The organism is Mycobacterium liflandii, assembly GCF_022354805.1.
In the GTDB taxonomy this organism is placed as follows: domain Bacteria; phylum Actinomycetota; class Actinomycetes; order Mycobacteriales; family Mycobacteriaceae; genus Mycobacterium; species Mycobacterium marinum.
In genome coordinates this window covers 2,191,486-2,213,850 of sequence record NZ_CP023138.1, presented here as the reverse complement: position 1 = coordinate 2,213,850, position 22,365 = coordinate 2,191,486, and the positions used below count along the sequence as shown (strand labels likewise).

The following is a 22,365-nucleotide window of genomic DNA, read 5'->3' as shown; positions in this document are numbered from 1 at the left end:
GCTGCCGCTGCCGCCGACGCCCCACCGTGATAGCCCACCATCGCCGCCACATCCGCGGCCCACATCTGCTCATAGGCGCCTTCGGTCGCAGCGATCGCCGGCGCATTCTGCCCAAACAGATTCGACATCACCAACTGCACAAACACATTGCGATTGACCGCCACCGCCACCGGATGCACCATCGCCGAGCGCGCTGCCTCAAAAACCTCGGCAACCGCCCTGGCCTGGGCCGAAGCCCCCACCGCACGCGCCGCCGCCGCGCTCAACCAACCCGTATAGGGCGCCGCCGCAGCCGCCATCGCCGCGGCCGCCGCACCCTGCCAGACCTGACCGGCCAGCCCCGAAGTCACCGACTCAAACGACCGCGCCGCGGTCCCCAATTCCTCAGCCAGCCCACCCCAGGCCACCGCGGCATCCAGCATCGGCGCAGCCCCAGCACCGGCAAACATTCGCACCGAATTGATCTCCGGCGGCAGCAGCAAGAAGCTCATCACTCAGTCCTTCCGTGAACCACACCAAGCGTCTGTCCGCGGCGGTTCGCCATGACGCGTGGCCATGCGCTCCGCTCGACCAGTAGCAATAGACTGTAGGCAAAACTTGCCGCTTTGCCAGCGGTTCTGTCAAATTCCGTCGGTTTCTGGGCAATTGCACGAGAAATTGCTGGAATCCGGCTGCCGATCGTGCACACAATTCCAGAATGCTATTTCAATTTATCGCGCGCATTGGCACGGCCCCCGAAATATCCCGCCCCGCATGGCCGGCCCGACGTTGTGGCGGCGGCCGTCGATGCACCGGCTCCTACCAAACCGCCCCGCCACCCTCACCGCGGCACCAAGCGACATGGGCATGGGCATGGGCACTCATGGGCACTGCAGCTTCACCAGTGCGGGCTTCCCGAGACCCACGCTAGCTGAGTGGAAATCCCCGGCATTGCAGGGCTCCGGCGTTGTTGATTAGCAGGCTTGTGAGCTGGGGAATTGTGGATTGAGGAGGTCTAGGCGGCGGTTGGCGGTCAAAGCGGTGATCCGGCAGGCTTCGGCGATGTTGTCGGCGCCGTTGAGGCGGTGCAGATTGATTGCGGTGTTGCGTAGCGTTGCTAGGACCTGTGCGCCGTTTCCGGTATGTGCCCTTTGACGGTCTTCGTCGAAGGTGACGTCGCGTATCCAGTGCAGGCTGTTCTCGATTCCCCAGTGTTGACGCATCCAGGTCATGATCGCGGTAGGGCGGGCGTGCTCGAACGGCAGGCTGCAGATGGCATAGACCACCTCCACGCTGCGCTGGTCGGTGGCGGTGATCAAGCGTTCACGAGTGATCCGGATGATTTGTTTTGCGTAGGGGAAGCCGATTCCTCGTGCAGCGGTGATGATTTGCAGGGTGCGGGTCTCGACACGGCCGTGGCCGCGGGAGTCGTCGGTAGCGGCTGTGGGCACCTCGGCCCAGGGCAGCGCGGTGATACGCGCAAGTATTTTGGCTTGGTTGGACTTGACGATCATCAGGTAGTGCGACTTCAAGGTGGCGCAGATCAACTTCGCGGTGACGACCTGGGTATGCATCGCATCCACGGTGACCAGCCACCGCAAGCTACCCGGCAGCAGCGTGAGCAGGGCACGTACGCAGGGAATTTCATTGCTTTTCTCGGCGACAGCGAGTTGACCGAGCACCAATCGGGCACGGTGGGCGAACACCGACACGAGATGCGTGGCTGTCGCTTTGGCGCGTAAAGCACCACGCAGCATCTTGCCGTCCAACGCGATCGGCACCAATCCACTGGGGTCGCTGCTGGCCACGTGTGCAGTGAAGTAACTGCCCATCCTGGCGTTGAGGTCGGCGGGGTCTAGCCGAGACAAAACAGCGCGGAAGGTCTTCTCACTGGGCCGCCGGAACCGGACCCCTAATTGGGCCAACACATCATCGGGAGCGGTGGCCGCCCATGTGGCAAAACCAGCATAGCCGCGCATCCCCGCGGCAGTGGCCAGAACCGCGATCGCCAACAAAGCCATCAGCGAATACCTCCGACCGCGTGGGTCCCTCGGGTCTGGCACCGAGGCCAACACATCGAGAAACTCCGATCCGATGAGCTCGCTGCGCTCACCAGGACTCCAGCGGTCGAACACCTCTGGAACCGACGACACAGGCAATACTGAAACGGTAGGCACGGGCAACTCCAGACCAACGACGAACAGTAACCAACTCGATCGTTCTCCAGATAGCCCGTGCCTACACTCCGGCCCCAATAGCGCGGCACCAAAGATCATCAACCCAGCTCACAAGCCTGCTAATCAACAACGCCGGAGCCCTGGATGAATACCGGATATCTCCCCTTCGGGCAGCAGGCGATATACATCTCGAACAGCCCCAGCGGCGTCGGGACCACCATCTTTCACAACTGACACGCAGGTTGCCGAGCGCCCACCCGATTTCCGCTGATGTCGACCGGGCGGACTGTCGCGATCGTGTCGTGTGCATGCCCAACCCGAAGTGACCACCGGCGTCGCCGGTGCGCCGCCTTGGCAATCGGTAGCGTCCGCACCTTGTGCGTATTTCAACGCACCATGAATTATCAAGAACTCCGGTTAATTTCACCAAATGGAGTGTTGGCGACATTTCATCGAGTTATGAAATAATCTAAGCGACAATCTATTTCGCTTCTAGCAGGTCGTTGAATATCTCATTCAACTATGAATTATCAAGTGGCTCAAAGTTATTCCCGATAATCGACATCTATGTAGACTCCGTCGCAATAACTGGGCGGGCGGTCGCCGATGGTTGCGGCCGGAAGGGGATGTTGTGATGAATTTTTCGGTCATGCCACCCAGGGCTCCGGCTGGGGTGTCGGCGCTGCCCACGGTGGTGTTGAAATCACCCGAGTTGAGGAAGCCGGTGTTGACGCTGCCGGCGTTGCCGCCGCCAGTGTTGAGGTCACCCGAGTTGAAGAATCCCGTGTTCCCACCGATGAAAGTGGCTGAGCCCCCGGAATTGAAGAAACCGGTGTTGCTGTAGCCGGCGTTACCGGAGCCTATGTTGGAACCACCGGCATTGCTATCACCCACATTGCTGGAGCCCGCGTTGTTAAAACCGAGGTTGTTGGCGCCCGCGTTACCGAAACCGGTGTTGAGCCCGCCTGAATTCCAGAAGCCGGAGTTCACGCCGCCGGAGTTGCCAAAACCGGTGTTGCCGTCCCCGGAGTTGAACACCCCGACGTTGCCGCTGCCGGAGTTGAAGAATCCGATGTTGTTGTCACCGGAGTTGCCGAAACCGAAATTCCCGGTGCCCGCGTTCAACGAACCGATGCCAGGGCTCCGGCGTTGTTGATTAGCAGGCTTGTGAGCTGGGTTGATGATCTTTGGTGCCGCGCTATTGGGGCCGGAGTGTAGGCACGGGCTATCTGGAGAACGATCGAGTTGGTTACTGTTCGTCGTTGGTCTGGAGTTGCCCGTGCCTACCGTTTCAGTATTGCCTGTGTCGTCGGTTCCAGAGGTGTTCGACCGCTGGAGTCCTGGTGAGCGCAGCGAGCTCATCGGATCGGAGTTTCTCGATGTGTTGGCCTCGGTGCCAGACCCGAGGGACCCACGCGGTCGGAGGTATTCGCTGATGGCTTTGTTGGCGATCGCGGTTCTGGCCACTGCCGCGGGGATGCGCGGCTATGCTGGTTTTGCCACATGGGCGGCCACCGCTCCCGATGATGTGTTGGCCCAATTAGGGGTCCGGTTCCGGCGGCCCAGTGAGAAGACCTTCCGCGCTGTTTTGTCTCGGCTAGACCCCGCCGACCTCAACGCCAGGATGGGCAGTTACTTCACTGCACACGTGGCCAGCAGCGACCCCAGTGGATTGGTGCCGATCGCGTTGGACGGCAAGATGCTGCGTGGTGCCTTTACGCGCCAAAGCGACAGCCACGCATCTCGTGTCGGTGTTCGCCCACCGTGCCCGATTGGTGCTCGGTCAACTCGCTGTCGCCGAGAAAAGCAATGAAATTCCCTGCGTACGTGCCCTGCTCACGCTGCTGCCGGGTAGCTTGCGGTGGCTGGTCACCGTGGATGCGATGCATACCCAGGTCGTCACCGCGAAGTTGATCTGCGCCACCTTGAAGTCGCACTACCTGATGATCGTCAAGTCCAACCAAGCCAAAATACTTGCGCGTATCACCGCGCTGCCCTGGGCCGAGGTGCCCACAGCCGCTACCGACGACTCCCGCGGCCACGGCCGTGTCGAGACCCGCACCCTGCAAATCATCACCGCTGCACGAGGAATCGGCTTCCCCTACGCAAAACAAATCATCCGGATCACTCGTGAACGCTTGATCACCGCCACCGACCAGCGCAGCGTGGAGGTGGTCTATGCCATCTGCAGCCTGCCGTTCGAGCACGCCCGCCCTACCGCGATCATGACCTGGATGCGTCAACACTGGGGAATCGAGAACAGCCTGCACTGGATACGCGACGTCACCTTCGACGAAGACCGTCAAAGGGCACATACCGGAAACGGCGCACAGGTCCTAGCAACGCTACGCAACACCGCAATCAATCTGCACCGCCTCAACGGCGCCGACAACATCGCCGAAGCCTGCCGGATCACCGCTTTGACCGCCAACCGCCGCCTAGACCTCCTCAATCCACAATTCCCCAGCTCACAAGCCTGCTAATCAACAACGCCGGAGCCCTGGAACCGATGCCGACCTGGTTATCTCCGGTGAGACCGAAACCGATGTTGTTGTTACCCACGTTGCCGAATCCGAAGTTGTTATTTCCGATATTCGCCAACCCGATGTTGGACAAACCGATGTTGGCGCTGCCGAGGTTGAAGGCACCGAGGTTTGCGTCACCGATGTTGTTCCCGGTGCTAAACGACACGGGGTCCATGCCGTTGGCGTTGCCGAAGTTTCCGCTCCCGAAGTTGCCGAGACCGAAGTTTCCGTTCCCCAAGTTTCCGCCGCCGAAGTTGAGGTTGCCGTTGTTGCCGCTACCGAAGTTGGTATTGCCGATGTTGCCATTGCCCAGGTTGGCGAAACCAAAGTTCCCACCACCGAGGTTGAGGTTGCCGATGTTGCCGCCGCCCAGGTTCAGATTTCCGAAGTTTCCGCTGCCCAGGTTGAACGAGCCGTTGTTTCCGCCGCCGAGATTCCACTGGCCCGAGTTGCCCAGGCCAGTGTTGACGGTAGGCAAGTTGAACAACGCTGCCGCGGGCGCCGCCGCCGCTTGACCTATGCCGGGCAACCCCGACAACGCCTGCTGCCACGACGGCAGCCCCGACGCGGCAGCCGAGGCGCCACCGTGATACCCGACCATCGCGGCCACGTCCGCGGCCCACATCTCCTCATACGTGCCTTCGGTCGCCGCGATCGCCGGCGCGTTCTGACCGAACAGATTCGACATCACCAACTGCACAAACACGTTGCGATTGGCCGCCACCGCCAGCGGATGCACCATCGCCGACCGTGCCGCCTCAAACGCAGACGCCACCATCTTGGCCTGCCCGGCCGCCCCCGCCGCCCGGGCCGCCGCACTCAACCAACTGGAGTAGGGCGCCGCGACCGCCGCCATCGCCTTGGCCGCCGCGCCCTGCCACGCCTGACCCGTCAATCCTGAGGTCACCGATGCGAACGACTCCGCCGCCGTCCCCAACTCTGCCGACAGCCCATCCCAGGCCACCGCTGCCTCCAACATCGGCGCGGACCCCGCGCCAGCGAAGATTCGCAATGAATTGATCTCCGGAGGCAACACTGCAAAGCTCATCAGCCCATCCCTTTCTCGAAGTCGCTACAGACCGCAGCCCCGCACCCGGACACGTCCACATCTGGCCCTGCTCAGACGGTCGGCCCCTGGACCCGGCCTGTAGAACAGGACTCTAGGAAAATCGGAGTCCGATATCCGGGGTTTCGCGAAATTTCTTTTACGTGCCGGAAATACGCCAGTCCGCGCCGGCCCGCAATCCTCGCCGGCGCCGCAAAAACGTTCAGTGCAGAAACGGACGGGTGGCCAATACATAGATTGCCAGCACCGCCAACGGCGCCGCCAATGGCAACCACGGCACCTGCAGCGGAAATGCGGTGGCCGCCAGGCCTGCGAACGCAAATCCAAGGGCGGCAACGATAGTCGGCCAGGTAGCCATCGCGACGCCGGCGGGAGCCCCGGCCGCGTGCCGGCTCACCAGGTAGGCCACGGCGCAAAGGCCACACAGTGCGGCAAGCAATTGCGGCGGCGCCGACAACACCAGCGCCAGCACCGTCAGCAATACCGCAACCGTTGCCGCCGTACGCACCAAGATTCCCGCTACCAAGGCAATGACGGCTCCGGCCAGAGCGACGATTACCGGCCCCTGAGCTCCGGCACCGGCGGCGCCCACCATGAGCAGCCCGAATACCGGGGACAGGACTCGACTGCCGGTTCCGGCCACCTATCCCATGTCAGACGCTCCCCCGCAGCCGTCCGCGGATCCGACGGCGGCGATCGGGCAACGCCCCCATCGACTGCTCGAGTGCACGGTTTCCCGGCCAGTCGAGTACGTCGACGCCCACCGTTGCCATGTCCCGATACATCCCGGCACGCTGCAGCGCCCACATCCGGACCACGAGCGGGTCCTGCTCCCCCTCGAAAGGAGCGCCGTCGAGTACGTCCACGGCAACCACGACATGGCCCCGCTTACGCAAGTCGATCAGCGCCAGCGCGAATTCGGTGTCCAGCAAAATGGAGAACGCGATGACAATGGCCCCGGTCGGAACGGCGGCACGCGGAGCGAGTGTCCCGGTCGTCTTCTCGAACCGGTCGCCGCTACCGAGCACGGTGTCGAGCACCCGATAGAACTGACGTTGGCCGATGTCGGCTCCCATCCACCGCGGGCGATTGCCGCCCAGCGCGATGATCCCGGCCCGATCACCATTGCGCAGGGCGGTCTGAACCACCTGAGCCGCCCCGCGCGCTACTCGCTCGGTGGCTTCGCTGGCCGGGCCCGGCGGCTGCCGGTAAGTGTCGATCAGCACGATGACGTCGGCGGCTCGGTCGGTCAACCGCTGCGTCACATGCAAACGTCCGCGCCGCGCGCTGACCGCCCAGTTCACCGCCCGCAGCTGGTCCCCCGGAACATAGGGGCGAATGTCGGCGTATTCGACGCCTGGGCCGATGTACCGGGTGAGGTGGGCACCCAACCGGTCGAGCAGCTCGGTCTGCGGAATGGCCGTCGGCTGCGGCGGTGTGAGCGGAAAGACGACCACCTGGGCGGCCTCGACCGTCCCATCGCCTATCAACAGCCCGCCGCGCGCGACGACATCGACGCGCGCCTCGATGGGATAGCGGCCCCACCGCTGTGTCACCACCTCAACGCTTTTTGCCTGGCGTGAACTCGACGCGTCGATGTCGAGCTGCATGCCGGCCGGCGCCCGGACGGTGACCAGGACCGCCTCGCTTCCCTCCCCGGCCGCCGAATCCACTGTTGCCCAAACCTTCACGCCCACCCGCTCGTCTTCAAAGCAACGCTGCAGATCGGGCTCGGCGTGCACATGAACGGTCGGGACCGGCCGCTGCCAGTAGATCGAGCACAGCACGCCGAGCAGTGGCGCCGCGAACGCGGTCAGTTGCCACCGGCCGGCAATGAGGGCGGCGGCCAGGGCCACTCCGGCGCACGTGGCGACGGCCAGCGTCAGTGGCGAAGCACGCCAGCGCAACTCGACATCACGAGTTTGGATCACATCGCGCCGTCGCTCATCGGCTTCCCGCATTGGTGCGCGGAACGGGCAAGCGCCGCAACAGTTCTGCGATGACATCGGCTCCCTGGATCTTGCGCACCCACATTTCCGGACGCAAGGTGATCCGGTGCGCGATTGACGCGGTAGCCAGCGCTTTGACGTCTTCGGGGATCACGTAGTCGCGCCCGAGTAGCAGCGCCCGGGCGCGGGAGAGCTGGACCAGGTCGAGTTCGGCCCGAGGGCTGGCACCGACGGCGACCTGCGGATGGTTGCGGGTCGCGGTGGCCAACGACACCACGTACTGCAAGACATCGTCGTGAACGGTCACCTGCTCGACCGATTCCCGCATGGCCAACAGGTCGTGCAGGTCCACCACCTGGTTCACCGTCGCCTCGGCTGACCCGCGTTCGAGCCGGCGCCGCAGCATCGCCGTCTCATCCTGTTCGGAGAGGTAGCGCAGTTCGAGCCGGATGGCGAACCGGTCCAGCTGCGCCTCCGGCAGTGGATAGGTGCCCTCGTACTCGATCGGGTTGTCCGTGGCCAACACGATGAACGGCATGGGCAACTTGTGCGTTTGGCCGTCGATACTGACCTGTCCTTCGGCCATCGCCTCCAGCAGCGCCGCCTGGGTCTTGGGCGGCGTGCGATTGATCTCGTCGGCCATCAGCAGGTTGGTGAAGATCGGCCCCGCCCGAAACTCGAAGCGACCCGATTGCATGTCGTAGATGGTGGAGCCGAGCAGGTCTGCCGGCAGCAGATCGGGAGTGAACTGCACCCGTTTGAACTCCAGCCCCAACGCGGCGGCAAACGAGCGCGCGATCAACGTCTTACCCAGGCCGGGGAGGTCTTCGATGAGAACGTGGCCCCGAGCCAGTACCGCGGTGAGTATCAGGGTCAGTGCCGCGCGTTTGCCGACCACGACGCGTTCGATCTCATCGATCACCGCCTCGCAGGCAGCGGTCGTCAGCGCGGCCGGCATGGTCATGTTCGGCTCACATCCGCTCCCGCTTCAACTCCCGATGCCAAGGGCCTGTCACACCTGCTCCAACCGCTGCAGTATCGCTTCGAGGGTCGCACGACCGGGACCGGCCTGGCGATCCCCGGTGCGCGCGACATTGTTCGGATTGACCCACTCCCACAGGTCCTCCCCGAACAGCATGCGCCCGGTGGCGTGAAATGCCGCCGGATCTTTGGCTTGCCGCTGCCCGGTCGCGATTTCGTATCGTCGCGCCAGCATCGGACGCAGATGCCGGTCCCAGTCCGCCCGGGTGGATTCCGACCTACGGATCGTGGTCTCGGTACCCGACAGCCAGCGACGCAGTCCGTCGCCCACGTCATCGGGGTCCGTCTCCGCCGGCGGCGCCATTGCGTGCCCCACCACTCGACGAATGTTGAGCAGCACCAGGGCGACGGCCACCCCCGAGGCCGCCAGGACCAGTCGGTGGTCACGCACGGCCAGCGTCAGCAGCTCCACCGCGACAATGAGCAAAACGCCCAGCACAATAAGCCTTTTCACATTTCATCGCCTCGGCCGGTCGAGGCACCCACGGGCGCCGCGAGTTCGTCGAGCACTAGCCGCAGAACGCGCACCGCCAACTCGCGGTGGCCCTCGTTCATGACATGCGTGCTGAACCGCGCTTCAGCGAACAGGTTCACCAGCTGTACGGCGTTATCGGCCTGCAGCGCATGATGTTGCACTGCGCGCGCCAACACCTCGGTTGGGGTGTCGAAGTCGCGCGGCGCGGCCGCGGGGACATTGGCCAGTTCGCGTTCCATGGCCGCATAGCAGGCGATGATCGCCTCGCGTGGATCGCGCTCGAGGTCGGCTATCTCGGCCAGTCCGACTTTGGCCGCCCGCACCAGCAGTTGCGAACGTTGCGGCGGCTCCGGGGATTCGCCGGCAACGTCGGTGTGGGTATTGGAGGTCTCGGCACGCCATCGGCGCCGCCACAGAACCGCCACCGCAGCCAGGATGGTCAGGAGCAACGGCGCTGTTGCTGCGAGCAGAATTTCGAGGGTATTGATGTTGTCGTCGGAAGGCTGTTGTGGTTGTTGCGGCCTGGGCGCACCGTCGCCGGTCGGCGCCGGCACGCCGGGATCGGAAGCGGGCGCCGACGGCGCGACTTCGTCCGGGGTAAACAGGCGCGACAGCAGCAGCGTGAGCAGCAGATAGGCGGCAATCACCGCGAGTCCGATCAGCAACACCCGTCAACTGGTTCGTCGGTGTCCGCCGCCAAGCATTTGGGCGAGGTCCCCCGCGCTGGGCGCCACTGCGCGCGGATCCCGCAGCCGCGCAATGATGGCGAATGCCATCAAGGCGACACTGCCGCTCAAGACCGCTATGACGAATACCAGCGCCGGACGGCTGGTAGCCGGTTCGGTGTGCGAGGTGCCATCGTCGTCCGGGAGATAGCCGCGCAGGGCAGCGGCAACCAGAATCAGCAACACGATCAGCGCAACAACGCGTCCCGTCGGCTTGTCAATTCCGGGCATCGGCACACACCTGCCTGCCGCCATCTGCGGCATGGTCTTTGTTCATAGTTGCACGTCAGGAGTCCGCGCCGCCAGGAACACGCACACTATCGCTGGCCGCCTCGGCGCCCTGGGCGCTAGTCGCGCCCGAACGCCCGAAAGCTACCGTCGAGGACTTCGTGATGGCCGATGGTGCGCCCGGTAACCAGGTCGGCGTCCACCGACGCCAGCACCACGGCCGCCCGCGCGAATTCCTCCGCCGAAGCGGTGTCATCGAATTCGCGTGCGTAATAGGACAGCCCCGGGGTCGGAATCGGCTTCGAAAGCGCCAGCGCGTTCACCGCGATGTGGTGGTCGGCGAGATCGAAAGCCGCACATTGGGTCAGGTGTTCGAGCGCGGCTTTGGAGCCGCCGTATCCGGGCAGGACGCCGCCGCTGCGGTCAGAATAGGGCCCGTCGCCGGGTAGCCGGGATGCCACCGAAGTGATGTTGATGATCGAGCCGGCCCCCGCCGCGATCATGTCGGGGCAGCTCAGTTGCATCAACTCGTATGCGGCAAAAACCGAAGTCTCGAAGTGCCGGCGGTACGCCGCCAACGGGACGCTGACGAATCCGGGCCAGCCCGGCTTGCCGACCGCGGCTCTGCTGGATTTGGCGCGCGGTGCCGCACCGGGCACCGGTGGCCGTCCGGGGGCGGTGAACGCGGCGTTGTTCACCAGAATTGTGATGGGGCCCAGGCTGTCCCGGGCCGCCGTCACCAGCGCCGCGACGTCGTCGCGGTCGGTCAGATCGGCGCGCACCTCCACCGCACGTCCCCCTGCCGCCTCGATCTGGGCGACGGTGTCACCGATGGTTCCGGGCAAGCGGCTGTCCCACACCTGCTCGGTACGCCCGGCCACGACAACGGCGGCCCCTTCGGCGGCCAAGGCAAGCGCAATGGCGCGCCCCAGCCCACGGCTGGCGCCGGTGACGATGGCCGCCCGCCCGGCGAGCGCACCCGTCACCGGGTCACACCATGCACGAGTATCGCGGTGGTCTGATCCACCCATGCCTCGTCGAGCATCTGGTCCGGATACAGCAGTACCCGCAGCATCGTGGCTCCCCCGATCAATTCGATCATCCGGTTCGGATCCACGTCGGGATGCGCCTCGCCACGGTCGACGGCCTCCTGCAGCCGGATACGCACCGTGGCGAACAACTCGGTGAAACGCGACAGCACCCGGGCGTTGAGGTCGGCGTCCGCGGTCATGTCGGCGACCAGCCCCGGCAATGCGGCTCGAACCACCGGGGTGGTGAAGACATCGCGCGTCGCCGCGACCATCATCCTGATATCTCCGGCGAAGTCGCCGGCCGGAGCCGACAGCGCGCTGGGCGTCACCGGAAACGCGGCCTCATGGACCAGCTCGGCCTTGCTCGACCACCGCCGGTACAACGCAGACTTGGTGGTGCCCGCCCGCTCCGCGACAGCAGCCAGGCTGAGGTTGGAATAGCCGATTTGCACAAGCAGTTCCATGGTCGCGCTCAAAATGGCAAAGTCGATGCGGGGATCCCGCGGCCGCCCGGCGCCGGGGGCCTTGTCAAGGGAAGAGGGGTCTGCTTTCATAACGCTACCTACCGTATCGTAATTGCCTCTTGAAGGAAGCAGCTGTGGCCAACGAAACGCCGGTCGAAGATGTAGCCCACCTACAGCGCTCCAGCCGCGACATGACGACTTTGCCGGCAGTGATGGCACGGTGGCTGGCGGGCGTGCTGCCCGGCAACGCGGCACCCGAGGTGACCGTGGAAAGCGGTGTCGACTCGACGGGGATGTCTTCGGAAACGATCATCCTGACCGCACGTTGGCACGAGGATCACCGGCCGGTGCAGCAGAAGCTGGTGGCCCGGGTGGCGCCGGCCGCCGGAGATGTGCCCGTGTTCCCCAGCTACCGACTCGACCACCAATTCGAAGTCATCAAGCTGGTGGGTGAACTCAGCGACGTCCCGGTGCCCCGAGTGCGCTGGATGGAACCCACCGGAGAAGTGCTGGGGACGCCGTTTTTTCTGATGGACTACGTCGAGGGCGTGGTACCGCCCGACGTGATGCCCTACACGTTCGGCAACAACTGGTTCGCCGATGCGCCGGCCGAGCGGCAGCGTGAGCTACAGGACGCCACCGTCGGACTGTTGGCCATGCCGCATTCAATACCGAAGCCGCAAGACACATTTGGCTTCCTGTCCGACGGGCCGTCCGGTGACACCGCGCTGCGCAGGCATTTCGACTGGGTGCGCTCGTGGTACGACTTCGCGGTACCTGGCATCGGCAACTCCGCGCTGATAGAGCGGACCTTCCAGTGGCTGCAAGAGCACTGGCCCAGCGAGGTGGCCGCACGCGAACCCGTGCTGCTTTGGGGCGACGCCCGGGTGGGCAACGTCTTGTACCGCGACTTTCGGCCCGTGGCGGTACTGGACTGGGAGATGGTCACGTTGGGACCCCGCGAACTCGATGTCGCGTGGATGATATTTGCGCACATGGCTTTTGAAGAATTTGCCGGATTGGCGACGTTGCCCGGGCTGCCCACGGTGATGCGCGAGGACGACGTACGCCGCACCTACCAGCGACTCACCGGTACCCAACTTGGTGACCTGCACTGGTTTTACGTCTATTCCGGAGTCATGTGGGCCTGCGTCTTCATGCGCACCGGGGCGCGTCGGGTGCATTTCGGTGAGGTGGAAAAGCCCGACGATGTCGAATCACTTTTCTACCACGCTGGATTGATGAAACGTCTGATCGGAGATGAGCGCTGATGCCGCAACCACTTGGCCCCCTCGACGAGTACCCGGTACATCAACTTCCCCAACCGATCGCCTGGCCCGGCTCCTCCGACCGCAATTTCTACGACCGCTCCTACTTCAACGCCCATGACCGCACCGGAAACATCTTTGTGATCAGCGGTATCGGCTACTACCCCAACCTCGGCGTCAAGGACGCGTTCCTGCTGATCAGGCGCGGGGATACCCAAACCGCGGTGCACCTTTCGGACGCGATCGATCAGGACCGGCTGCACCAGCATGTCAACGGCTACCGGATCGACGTGATAGAGCCGCTGCGCAAGCTGCGCCTGGTGCTGGACGAAACCGAAGGCGTGTCAGCCGATCTCACCTGGGAGGGGTTGTTCGACGTCGTTGCGGAGCAGCCGCATCTGCTGCGGTCCGGCAACCGGGTGACCCTGGATGCGCAGCGCTTCGCCCAGCTCGGCACCTGGAGCGGCCAAATCCAGGTCGACGGGCAGCAGATCGACGTCGACCCGGCGACCTGAATCGGTAGTCGGGACCGATCGTGGGGCATCCGGCCGGTCGGCGAGCCCGAGCCGGCTGGGCGACCCGCGGACCCGCCGTTTGAGGGCATGTGGTGGCTGTATGTCCCCATGGCGTTCGACGACTTCGCGATCGTGCTGATCATTCAAGAGGAGCCCAGCGGATTCCGCTCGCTCAATGACTGCACCCGGATCTGGCGTGATGGCCGCGTCGAACAGCTGGGCTGGCCGCGGGTCAAGATTCACTACCGCTCGGGCACCCGCATCCCGACCGGGACAACCATCGACGCCACCAGACCCGATGGCACGCCGGTGCACTTCGATGTGGAATCCAAGCTGGCGGTTCCGATTCATGTCGGCGGTGGCTACGGCGGCGATTCGGACTGGCTGCACGGCATGTGGAAGGGCGAGAAGTTCGTCGAGCGGCTGACCTACGGCATGACCGATCCGGCGATCATCGCGCGGTCCGGCTTCGGCGTCATCGACCACGTGGGCCGCGCGGTATGCCGTGACGGCGACACGGATCCGGTGGAAGGCTGGGGCCTCTACGAGCACGGGGCGCTGGGACGCCACGACCCGTCGGGATTCTCCGACTGGCTCACGGTTGCGCCCTGACCGCACCGCGCGTTGCTCGACGCCCGGCGTACGCGATCAGAGCGCCAAGAACCTGGTATTTCACACCGCATCCGCAGTAGGCTCCAGTTTGCCGAGCGTATCGATGGAGATCCGAGCCGCAGCCCGGGTGTAACGACCCAGCGGAGGTGTGACATGACGCTTGTTGACGTGGTGCCCGGCATGGTGCAGGCCGCGGCAAACGATCTGGCAGGCCTGAATACGACCCTCAATGCGGCCAATGCGGCCGCCGCTACCCAGATAACAACGGTCGTGGCCGCGGCCCAAGACGAGGTGTCGGCGGCGATCGCGGCGCAGTTTTCCGGCCATTGCCTGGCCTACCAGCAACTCAGTACCCAGGTGGGGGTCTTTTCCGACCAGTTCGTGGCGGCCCTGAGCGCCAGCGCCAGCGGCTATTCCGCCGCGGAAGCGGCCAACACCGGCCCGCTGCAGCAGCTGTTGACCCTCATCAACGCGCCGTTGCTGGCGGCCACGGGACGCCCGCTGATCGGCAACGGCGCCAACGGGGCCCCGGGGACCGGAGCCAACGGTGGCGATGGCGGCTGGTTGCTCGGTGACGGCGGGATCGGCGGCTCGGGGACACCGGGCACCGTCGCCAACCCGACCGGCGGGGTCGGCGGGGTTGGCGGGGCGGCGGACTGTTGGGTGCCGGGGGTCTCGGTGGCGCCGGCGGGTACGGCCCCGGCGGGGTCGGCGGGACCGGTGGGGCCGGTGGCGCCGGCGGGCTGCTGGCCGGGCTGGTCGGTGCCGGCGGCGGCCATGGCGGGACCGGCGGGTTCGGCGCCGGTGGGACCGGGGGCGATGGCGGGGCGGGCGGCAACGCCGGACTGTTCGGTGGCCCGGGTGGGGCCGGCGACACGGGCGGAGTCGGTACCGGCGGGGACGGGGCAATGGTGGGGCCGGCGGCAACGCCGGCGCGCTGTTCGGCACGGGCGGGGCCGGTGGGGCCGGTGGCAGCGGAGTTGCCGGCGCCGGTGGGGTCGGCGGGGCCGGCGGCAACGCCGGGTTGCTGTTCTCGGCCGGCGGCGTCGGCGGTGCCGGCGGGTACGGCTCCTCCGACGGCGGCGCGGGCGGGGCCGGCGGCAACGGCGGGCTGCAGTACTCCAACGGCGGGGTCGGCACCACCGGCGGGGACGGTGGCGCGGGGGGCACTGGGGTGCTCATCGGCAACGGCGGCAATGCCGGTGTCGGCGGGACCGGCCCGGCGGCCGGCGCGACGGGGGTCGGCGGGACCAGCGGGCTGTTGCTGGGGCTGGACGGATTCAACGCGCCAGCCAGCACCTCGCCACTGCATACCTTCCAACAACAAGCACTGGGCGCGGTCAACGCGCCCGTCCAGACCCTCACCGGGCGCCCGCTGATCGGCAACGGCACCCCCGGGGCCGCGGGCAGCGGCGCCGCCGGGACCGCGGGCAGCGGCGCCGCCGGGACCGCGGGCGGATGGGTGTTCGGAGACGGCGGGGCCGGCGGGTCCGGCGCGATGAGCACCGGTGCCGATGGCGGGGCTGGCGGTGCGGCCGGCATGTGGGGCACCGGCGGGTCCGGCGGGGCTGGCGGGGCCGGCGGATGGCTGACCGGCACCGGTGGGGCCGGCGGTTCCGGCGGATACTCATCGACCGCGGATGGCGGCGTCGGCGGGGCCGGCGGCGCCGGCGGGCTGTGGGGCGGCGGAGGGATCGGCGGGACTGGCGGCTTCGGCGCGTTGAACGGCGCGGCCGGTGGTGTTGGCGGAGCCGGCGGGCTGCTGGGTGGGCTGGTCGGAGCCGGCGGCGGTGACGGTGGGGCCGGTGGTTACGGCCTTACCGGTGCTGGTGGCGCCGGCGGGGCCGGCGGCAATTCCGGGCTGCTCAGCGGCCCGGGTGGTTCCGGCGGAACGGGCGGAGCGGGCGCCGTCGCCGACGGCGCTGTCGGTGGGGCCGGCGGCAGCGCCGGGTTGCTGTTCGGCAGCGGCCGGATCGGCGGCGACGGCGGGTTCGGCAGCAACACCGGCGGTGCCGGTGGGGCCGGCGGCAATGCCGGGTTGTTGTTCTCCAGCGCCGGGGCCGGTGGCTTCGGCGGATTCGGTGTCGCCAACGGCGGCGGTTCCGGTGGGGCCGGCGGCAATGCCGGCTTGCTCGGTTGCGGTGGGGCCGGCGGGGCCGGCGGAATACTGCTGGGTACCGGCGGGGCCGGCGGTTCCGGCGCAGAATCGTTGGGTGTCGGCGATAGCGGCGGGGCCGGTGGCATTGGCGGTAACGCCGTGCTGATCGGCACCGGCGGCAACGGCGGCAACGGCGGTGTGGGCGCCGGCACCGGCACTCGCGGTGCCGGCGGCTCCGGTGGGCTGCTGCTCGGCCAAGACGGAAGCGACGGCCTGCCCTAGCCGATGCGCCCGCCCCGAATCCATCAGGGCCCCGAAGCGCTTGACAGACAACCCAATTGGTTCAGCGCAGCTCGTCGATGATCGCAGCGAGCGTGCGAAGCCCAATGGGTGCGGCCTGATACAGGCACACGGTGTCAGAGATCCCATCCACCCGATCGCGGATGTGCGCCGCAACGTCGGCGGGTGTGCCGCAGGCCGCCAAGGTGTGCATCATGGTGTCGTCGATCAGCGCGCCCATTTCCTGCCAGCGCCCCTGCTTGGACAGGGCATTGAGTTCGGGCTGCAAGCCTTCCCAGCCGTGCGCCGCCAGCACCGGCCGGTAGGCGGGGGTAGACCCGTAGAAGGCCAGCAGCCGTCGGGTGCCCGCGGCGGCTTGTTCCCGGTCGGCCTCGGTGTCGCCGGCCGACACAATGATCTCCGGAATTATCGTGAATTCGCCGGCCTGACGCCCGCCGGCACGCAGCCCCTCGTGTACCGCCGGCATCGTGTTGGCATGCAGAAAACGCTTGGAGCCAAACGGCATTACCAGCAGACCATCGGCATGCTGGGCGACGGCCCGGGTCAGCCTGGGCCCGAGCGCACCGACGTATATCGGGGGCGGGCCGAAGGGAATTGGGCCGGGGTTGAAAGTCGGTGTCATCAGCGTGTGCCGGTAGAACTGTCCGCGAAAGTTCAACCGGTCACCGCAATTCCAGGCAGCAAAGATTGCCCGCAAGGCAGCGATCAGCTCGGTCATCCGGGCCACCGGGTGGTCGAACGCGGCGCCGAACCGATCCTCGATCTGGGCGCGCACCTGGGTGCCAAGGCCCAGGATGAATCGGCCGCCGCTGAGCAGCTGGTGGTCATAGGCCTGATGGGCCAGGTGTATCGGATTACGTGGAAAAGCGATCGCCACGTTGGTCATCAGATCCAGGCCGCCTACCGTGGCGGCGAGGGTCAGTGGAGCGAATACGTCGTGTGGGCCCTCAAAGGTGGCTACCCCACTCGCACCGGCGTCCCGCAGCTCCCGCGCCCGCTCGGCGGCGTCGGCTAACCCGTACAACGCGGTGAAGACCCTCAACGCACCTGCCTGTCGACAATGTGGGCAGCGCCGCCGCCCGCCGGAATTTCGGGCAATCGAAATTTAGCGTACGGATGGGCTGAGATGCTGTTCACTGGAGGGCGTGACAAACCCATCGTGGATTGTCGACGTGGTGATAGTGGGCGCCGGCTTTGCCGGTCTGGCCGCAGCCCGCGACCTGGCGCGTCAAGGTCATGATGTGCTGGTACTAGAAGGTCGCGATCGCGTTGGCGGCCGCTCTTTCACCGGCTCCATCGCCGGATTGCCGGCGGATATGGGCGGCTCGTTCGTTGGCCCCACCCAGGACGCAGTCCTGGCGCTGGCCGCCGAGTTGGGTGTTCCCACCGTTCCGACCTTCCACGACGGCAAGAACGTGATCCGCTGGCGCGGCGGGGTCCGCCCCTACAGCGGCACCATTCCCAGACTTTCGCTGACGGGGCTGCTCGACATCGCGCGGCTACGCTGGCAATTCGAGAGGCTTGCCCGCAGCATCCCGATATCGGCTCCCTGGGCTGCGAACCGGGCCGCCGACCTCGACGGTGTCTCGCTGCGGCAATGGCTGAGATCGGTTCGCGCTTCTGCGTCCTCACACGACCTGATGGCGATCATGACCCGGGTGACCTGGGGGTGCGAGCCCGACGACGTGTCCATGCTGCACGCGGCCCGCTACGTGCGGGCCGCCGGCGGGCTGGACCGGTTGCTCGATGTGGAAAACGGGGCCCAGCAGGAGCTCATCCCCGGCGGCACCCAGCAGATCGCCGAACTGGCCGCGGCCGAACTGGGCACCCATGTCGTGCTGGACGCACCCGTTCGTCGCATCGACCGACACGGTGCCGGTGTGACCGTCACCTCCGATCAAGGCCAGGCCGAGGCGGGCTTTGTCATTGTCGCGATTCCGCCCGCGCATCGCGCCGCCATCGAGTTCAACCCCCCGCTGCCCACCGGGTACCAGGAACTCGCCGACAACTGGCCGCAGGGCCGGTTGAGCAAGGCCTACGCGGCGTATTCGACGCCATTTTGGCGCATCAACGGCTTCACCGGGCAGTCGTTGTCAGACATGGGCCCCGTTTTCATCACCTTCGACGCCAGTCCGCACGACGACGGTCCCGGCATTCTGATGGGCTTCGTCGACGCCCGTGAATTCGACTCGCTATCTGCCGACCAGCGTCGCGACCGGACGCTGCGCTGTTTCGCCTCGCTGTTCGGAGATGACGCGCTCGAGCCCCTCGACTACGCCGATTACTGCTGGGGCACAGAACAATTCGCGCCAGGCGGACCCACCGCCGCGGTACCGCCAGGGTCGTGGACCAGATACGGCCAGTTATTGCGAAAACCGGTCGGGCCGATTCACTGGGCCGGTACCGAGACCGCGGACGAATGGACCGGCTACTTCGACGGGGCGGTCAGGTCGGGCCAACGCGCTGCCGCGGAGGTCGCCGCCCTGCTATGAGCTGATGCGGGCCCGGGAGCGGCCGCCGACCGAATCGACGACTGTCCGCAAGTGCCGGTTCACCTCGTGGTGCTGTTCCAGCATCGAGCAATGCCCGCCCGGCAATTCGACCAAATCGAAGACGTTGGGCGCAGTGCTTGCGATCTTGCGGGTCTGGCTGATCGGCGTGAGCCGATCACGCTCACTGCCGATCACCAGCGTCGGTACCGTCAAACCGTCCAGACTGATGTGGCGCGATCCGACCTCGCCGACCAGCATCCGCGCGCAGCCGCCACGGCCCGCCGCCGACGTCTGCGCGAACAGTTCGTAGAGCAGGCGTGCCGCGGTTGGATGGGCGTCGGCCCCGACCGCCATCATCGCGATCAAGTACTGGGTGGGAATCCGGACTGCGCTCGGGAGCGGAAACCCGCCGAACGCGTTGATCAGACCCCGGCCGGCAAAGTCTCGAGCCGCCGACAATTCCCGCGGCACCGACAGCATTCTGATCTTGCGCAGCAAGTCGCCGGTGGCGGTGTTGATCAATGCGACGGCGTCGGCACGCCGATGCACCTTGTGCCGGTAGCGCTCGGACCAAGCGGAGATAGCGATGCCGCCCATCGAATGTCCGGCGATCAGCGCCCGCTCGTGCGGGGCCAACGTCGCATCCAATACCGAATCCAGTTCGGAGGCAAGGTGTTCGAGGGTGTAGCCGCCGCGCCGCGGGATGCCGCTGCGCCCGTGACCACGATGATCGAATGCAATCACCCGGTAGTCGGTCGCCAGGTCGGCGATCTGGTAGGCCCAGGCCCGGATGGAGCAGACGAAACCATGCGTCAACACGATCGGGTAGCCATCGGCCGGCCCGAAGACCTGGGTGTGCAGTGCGGTGCCGTCCGCCGCGCGGACGGTAAGGCTGCGGCTCGGGGGTAGAACGTCCGGCAATGCAGCGGGCGCCTTGGTATGCGCCTTGCCGTCGGTGGCCTTCCGAGCACTCATCGCCGCTCCCCCTTCAACGCGGCCCCGTTGCCGCCTTCTGGATGGGCGCAAGTTTACATGAGCGCAATGTGCCGCCGATCACAATCCCCGAACACGGTCCGATAACGACCCCCGGGCCGCGGACCAGCCGCGATCGGGTGAAATATGAGACGCTGACGACGTGTCCCGGGTACCCCGCAGGAAATTCTTGGCGGCGACAGCGGGCCTGAGCTGCGGCGCCGCTGCCGAGTTGGGCGCCGGATGCGCGTCGGATCACGCAGCCCGGCCGAGCGCCCCCGCAACGCCGGCGGATAAGACGGATACGCGGTCGATTCTGGTCATCGGCGCCGGGATGGCCGGGCTGGGCGCCGCGCGTGCACTTGCCAATGCCGGATGGCCGGTGCGGCTGATCGAGGCCCGCGATCGGGTCGGCGGCCGGGTCAATACCGTCCGGGACTGGGGCGTGCCGCTGGAAATGGGCGCCTCCTGGATCCACGGCACGACCGACAATCCGCTCGTCGAGCTGGCCGGCCAAGTCGAGGCACGGCTTGCGCCAACCGACTATGACACCCCGGCCAAGCTGGCGGTTGACCCGCGCCTCGAGCCGATCAGCTACGACGACGACACCTGGCGACGGCTGGTGGCCCAAGCTCGCCGCGATGTCGACGACGGGAGTCTGGCCGCGGCGCTGGACGCTCAGGCCCCCCGTGACGACCTGTCCGACCGGGAGCGCGCCGAGTTGGCCTACTACGTCAACACCGTGATCGAAGACGAGTACGCCGCGGACGCGGATCAGCTCTCCGCGACGACTTACGACCAGGGCACGTATTCGAGCGGGCCGCAGGTCGTTATCACCAGCGGCTACGACGCATTGCCGCGGCGCCTCGCCGACGGGCTGCCGATCGTCTTCGGCACGAAGGTCGATTCCATTGTGCACAAGGATGACTCGGTGTTGGTGCGGGCGGCGGGCCGAACCTTCCAGGGGCCCGCGGCAATAGTCACCGCCCCACTGGGCGTCCTGAAAGCCGGCGCCATCACCTTTGATCCTCCCCTGCCCGATGACCACCGTCGCGCCATAGCCGCGTTGGGATTTGGAGTCCTGTCCAAGAGCTACTTCCGGTTCGACAGACGCACCTGGGATGCCGACAACGCCTTCTACCAGTTCCTCGGCCCCCCGGGCAGCATGTGGTCACAGTGGCTTACCCTGCCGGCCGCCGCGGGCCCAATTGTGCTGGCCTTCAACGCCGGCCGTCGTGGCCGGCACGTGGAGTCCTGCTCCCCCAGTGAGTTGATGTCTGGCGCGCTACCGGTCGCCCGGCAGCTGTTCGGCAAAGACATCGCCCCCGCCGAGGTCCGATCGTCGGGTTGGAGCACCGATCCCCTTGCCCTCGGCTCGTATTCCTTTCACGCACCGGGATCCGGCCTCGACGATCGCCGCCAGCTGCAGGAACCGATCAGCGATCGGCTCTACCTGGCCGGTGAAGCCGTGGGGGTCGACAATCCCGCCACCGTGCACGGAGCGCTGATCAGCGGCCGATCCGCGGCCGCCGAGTTGATGCGCCAGCTGCAGTGACGACGCCGCGCTAGGCCCAAAACCTGGCGCTTTCAGCGGGTTTCGCGTCAACCATGTGGAGTTCTGCGATCTGTCCGCGCACGACCCGCAATAAGTGGGCCGCGTAGTTGTGCAGGTCTTGGAGCTGGTCACTGTCGCCTTTACGGGCACGGACCTCGACCATGACCAGGACACGATCGGTATCGACGGGCTGGGGCGGCTGGGTCAACTCGACCCGGAACTGCGCCGCATCCAGATCCATTGCCTCGATGCGGCGCAGGTAGTCTTCGCGTCCGTTGACGACGTCCGCACCGCCATCGGCGTTGGTGATGTGCGCAATCAGGTCGGCGGCGAGCAGATGTCGCATCGCGCCAAAGTCCGCCGCCGAGAACGCCGCAATGAAGTCCCGGGCGACCGCCGCAGGTTCAGGCCTCATCCACCACCGCCCGATCGGTGGTCGCTGGCGCGCGCATCAGGCCGTCGCGGTGCTACCGGACGGGGCCGATCAGTAGTCTTCGAGCGCGGCCACATTGCGCCAACTCGGCCATGTTGTCTCCCAGATTCGGTGGATGCGGCCGTCTCGGTATGCGGCGATGAGTATGACTTCGATTCGCCTCGGCTTTTCCCCGGGCCGCGATGTGGTGATCCACACGCGTCCGGCGACCCGGTCGGGGGCTTGCACCCACGCGTCCTCGTCGTATTCGATCGCGTAGCTGATGGCGCTCGCATAGATCTTGCGGTGCCCCTCGCTGAACTCGGCGAATTCCTGGCGCAGCCCGTCGGAATACATCACGAAGTCAGGGTCGTAGTAATGCCCGATCAACTCGGCGTTCTTGGCAACGACCATCTTCTCGAACATCTCACGAAGCAGCGCAATCGACACCCCGTGATCCTAGCCAGGCTCGGGTGGGCTT

Annotated in this window: 15 protein-coding genes and 7 pseudogenes; 6 read left to right on the top strand and 16 right to left on the bottom strand. The window is 66.3% G+C overall.

Going from position 1 to position 22,365, the window contains the following annotated elements; translation table 11 throughout:
• Position 1 precedes the first annotated feature (1 nt).
• The 3 genes and pseudogenes from CKW46_RS10035 to CKW46_RS10025 all read right to left on the bottom strand — a co-directional run.
• Positions 2 to 491 (bottom strand): annotated as a pseudogene (locus tag CKW46_RS10035) (PPE family protein); the annotation flags it as partial.
• A gap of 462 nt (positions 492 to 953) precedes the next feature.
• Positions 954 to 2,156 (bottom strand): ISAs1-like element IS2404/ISMul1 family transposase, encoded by a 1,203-nt coding sequence (locus tag CKW46_RS10030; protein WP_420811857.1) that lies wholly within the window; start codon positions 2,154 to 2,156, stop codon positions 954 to 956.
• A gap of 651 nt (positions 2,157 to 2,807) precedes the next feature.
• Positions 2,808 to 3,293 (bottom strand): annotated as a pseudogene (locus CKW46_RS10025) (pentapeptide repeat-containing protein); the annotation flags it as partial.
• Between the two features lie 142 nt (positions 3,294 to 3,435).
• Here CKW46_RS10025 and CKW46_RS10020 point away from each other — a divergent pair.
• A pseudogene (locus CKW46_RS10020) lies at positions 3,436 to 4,639 on the top strand (ISAs1-like element IS2404/ISMul1 family transposase).
• 19 nt (positions 4,640 to 4,658) lie between these two features.
• Here CKW46_RS10020 and CKW46_RS10015 read toward each other — a convergent pair.
• The 8 genes and pseudogenes from CKW46_RS10015 to CKW46_RS09980 all read right to left on the bottom strand — a co-directional run.
• Positions 4,659 to 5,729, bottom strand: a pseudogene (locus CKW46_RS10015) (PPE family protein); the annotation flags it as partial.
• 220 nt (positions 5,730 to 5,949) lie between these two features.
• Positions 5,950 to 6,342, bottom strand: a complete 393-nt coding sequence (locus CKW46_RS10010) for a hypothetical protein (protein ID WP_117436503.1) — start codon at positions 6,340 to 6,342, stop codon at positions 5,950 to 5,952.
• Positions 6,343 to 6,400: 58 nt separating this feature from the next.
• Positions 6,401 to 7,678, bottom strand: a complete 1,278-nt coding sequence (locus CKW46_RS10005; protein WP_482053391.1) for a DUF58 domain-containing protein — start codon at positions 7,676 to 7,678, stop codon at positions 6,401 to 6,403.
• A 13-nt stretch (positions 7,679 to 7,691) separates the two neighbouring features.
• A complete protein-coding gene (locus CKW46_RS10000; protein ID WP_015354926.1) occupies positions 7,692 to 8,660 on the bottom strand; it encodes an AAA family ATPase in 969 nt (322 codons plus the stop codon).
• 48 nt (positions 8,661 to 8,708) lie between these two features.
• Positions 8,709 to 9,191, bottom strand: coding sequence for a hypothetical protein (locus CKW46_RS09995; RefSeq protein ID WP_015354925.1), 483 nt, complete (start codon positions 9,189 to 9,191; stop codon positions 8,709 to 8,711).
• Positions 9,188 to 10,168: pseudogene (locus CKW46_RS09990) on the bottom strand (DUF4129 domain-containing protein). Before CKW46_RS09990 ends, CKW46_RS09995 begins: the two are co-directional and overlap by 4 nt.
• Before the next feature lie 116 nt (positions 10,169 to 10,284).
• Positions 10,285 to 11,151 carry an SDR family NAD(P)-dependent oxidoreductase gene (locus tag CKW46_RS09985; RefSeq protein ID WP_482053111.1) on the bottom strand — a complete coding sequence of 289 codons (867 nt, stop codon included), beginning with the start codon at positions 11,149 to 11,151 and terminating at the stop codon, positions 10,285 to 10,287.
• Positions 11,148 to 11,750 carry a TetR/AcrR family transcriptional regulator gene (locus CKW46_RS09980; RefSeq protein ID WP_012393258.1) on the bottom strand — a complete coding sequence of 201 codons (603 nt, stop codon included), beginning with the start codon at positions 11,748 to 11,750 and terminating at the stop codon, positions 11,148 to 11,150. Before CKW46_RS09980 ends, CKW46_RS09985 begins: the two co-directional genes overlap by 4 nt.
• Positions 11,751 to 11,851: 101 nt before the next feature.
• On the opposite strand from CKW46_RS09980, the gene CKW46_RS09975 reads away from it, so the two are divergent.
• Together CKW46_RS09975 and CKW46_RS09970 are read left to right on the top strand one after the other, a co-directional pair.
• On the top strand, positions 11,852 to 12,931 hold the full coding sequence (locus CKW46_RS09975; RefSeq protein ID WP_482053390.1) for a phosphotransferase family protein: 1,080 nt from the start codon (positions 11,852 to 11,854) through the stop codon (positions 12,929 to 12,931).
• A pseudogene (locus CKW46_RS09970) lies at positions 12,931 to 14,055 on the top strand (Rv3169 family protein). Before CKW46_RS09975 ends, CKW46_RS09970 begins: the two are co-directional and overlap by 1 nt.
• Before the next feature lie 60 nt (positions 14,056 to 14,115).
• Here the strand turns inward: CKW46_RS09970 and CKW46_RS09965 are convergent.
• The gene (locus CKW46_RS09965) at positions 14,116 to 14,382 is read right to left on the bottom strand and encodes a hypothetical protein (protein WP_341723497.1); all 267 of its coding nucleotides are present in this window, start codon (positions 14,380 to 14,382) and stop codon (positions 14,116 to 14,118) included.
• On the opposite strand from CKW46_RS09965, the pseudogene CKW46_RS09960 reads away from it, so the two are divergent.
• Positions 14,269 to 16,435, top strand: a pseudogene (locus CKW46_RS09960) (PE family protein). The gene CKW46_RS09965 and the pseudogene CKW46_RS09960 sit on opposite strands and share 114 nt — an antisense overlap.
• Positions 16,436 to 16,496: 61 nt before the next feature.
• On the opposite strand, the gene CKW46_RS09955 reads toward CKW46_RS09960, so the two are convergent.
• A complete protein-coding gene (locus tag CKW46_RS09955; RefSeq protein WP_015354921.1) occupies positions 16,497 to 17,495 on the bottom strand; it encodes a TIGR03617 family F420-dependent LLM class oxidoreductase in 999 nt (332 codons plus the stop codon).
• Between the two features lie 103 nt (positions 17,496 to 17,598).
• Here CKW46_RS09955 and CKW46_RS09950 point away from each other — a divergent pair, with 103 nt between their 5' ends.
• Positions 17,599 to 18,945, top strand: a complete 1,347-nt coding sequence (locus CKW46_RS09950) for a flavin monoamine oxidase family protein (RefSeq protein ID WP_482053109.1) — start codon at positions 17,599 to 17,601, stop codon at positions 18,943 to 18,945.
• Here CKW46_RS09950 and CKW46_RS09945 read toward each other — a convergent pair.
• Complete coding sequence (locus tag CKW46_RS09945) at positions 18,940 to 19,920, bottom strand: alpha/beta fold hydrolase (RefSeq protein ID WP_161964823.1); 981 nt, start codon at positions 19,918 to 19,920, stop codon at positions 18,940 to 18,942. The genes CKW46_RS09950 and CKW46_RS09945 overlap by 6 nt on opposite strands.
• Positions 19,921 to 20,080: 160 nt before the next feature.
• Between CKW46_RS09945 and CKW46_RS09940 the strand changes: the two genes are divergently transcribed.
• The gene (locus tag CKW46_RS09940) at positions 20,081 to 21,472 is read left to right on the top strand and encodes a flavin monoamine oxidase family protein (protein ID WP_482053108.1); all 1,392 of its coding nucleotides are present in this window, start codon (positions 20,081 to 20,083) and stop codon (positions 21,470 to 21,472) included.
• Positions 21,473 to 21,482: 10 nt separating this feature from the next.
• On the opposite strand, the gene CKW46_RS09935 is transcribed toward CKW46_RS09940, so the two are convergent.
• Both CKW46_RS09935 and CKW46_RS09930 read right to left on the bottom strand, forming a co-directional pair.
• A complete protein-coding gene (locus CKW46_RS09935) occupies positions 21,483 to 21,887 on the bottom strand; it encodes a nuclear transport factor 2 family protein (protein WP_011740450.1) in 405 nt (134 codons plus the stop codon).
• A gap of 69 nt (positions 21,888 to 21,956) precedes the next feature.
• On the bottom strand, positions 21,957 to 22,334 hold the full coding sequence (locus tag CKW46_RS09930) for a nuclear transport factor 2 family protein (protein ID WP_117435748.1): 378 nt from the start codon (positions 22,332 to 22,334) through the stop codon (positions 21,957 to 21,959).
• Between the last annotated feature and the right edge of the window lie 31 nt (positions 22,335 to 22,365).

Coding starts and splice junctions, on each gene's coding strand:
- CKW46_RS10010 (WP_117436503.1), bottom strand. CDS start 6,342: ATGGTGGGCGCCGCCGGTGCCGGAGCTCAGGGGCCGGTAATCGTCGCT.
- CKW46_RS10000 (WP_015354926.1), bottom strand. CDS start 8,660: ATGACCATGCCGGCCGCGCTGACGACCGCTGCCTGCGAGGCGGTGATC.
- CKW46_RS09980 (WP_012393258.1), bottom strand. CDS start 11,750: ATGAAAGCAGACCCCTCTTCCCTTGACAAGGCCCCCGGCGCCGGGCGG.
- CKW46_RS09975 (WP_482053390.1), top strand. CDS start 11,852: ATGACGACTTTGCCGGCAGTGATGGCACGGTGGCTGGCGGGCGTGCTG.
- CKW46_RS09965 (WP_341723497.1), bottom strand. CDS start 14,382: ATGGCCGGAAAACTGCGCCGCGATCGCCGCCGACACCTCGTCTTGGGC.
- CKW46_RS09945 (WP_161964823.1), bottom strand. CDS start 19,920: ATGAGTGCTCGGAAGGCCACCGACGGCAAGGCGCATACCAAGGCGCCC.
- CKW46_RS09935 (WP_011740450.1), bottom strand. CDS start 21,887: ATGAGGCCTGAACCTGCGGCGGTCGCCCGGGACTTCATTGCGGCGTTC.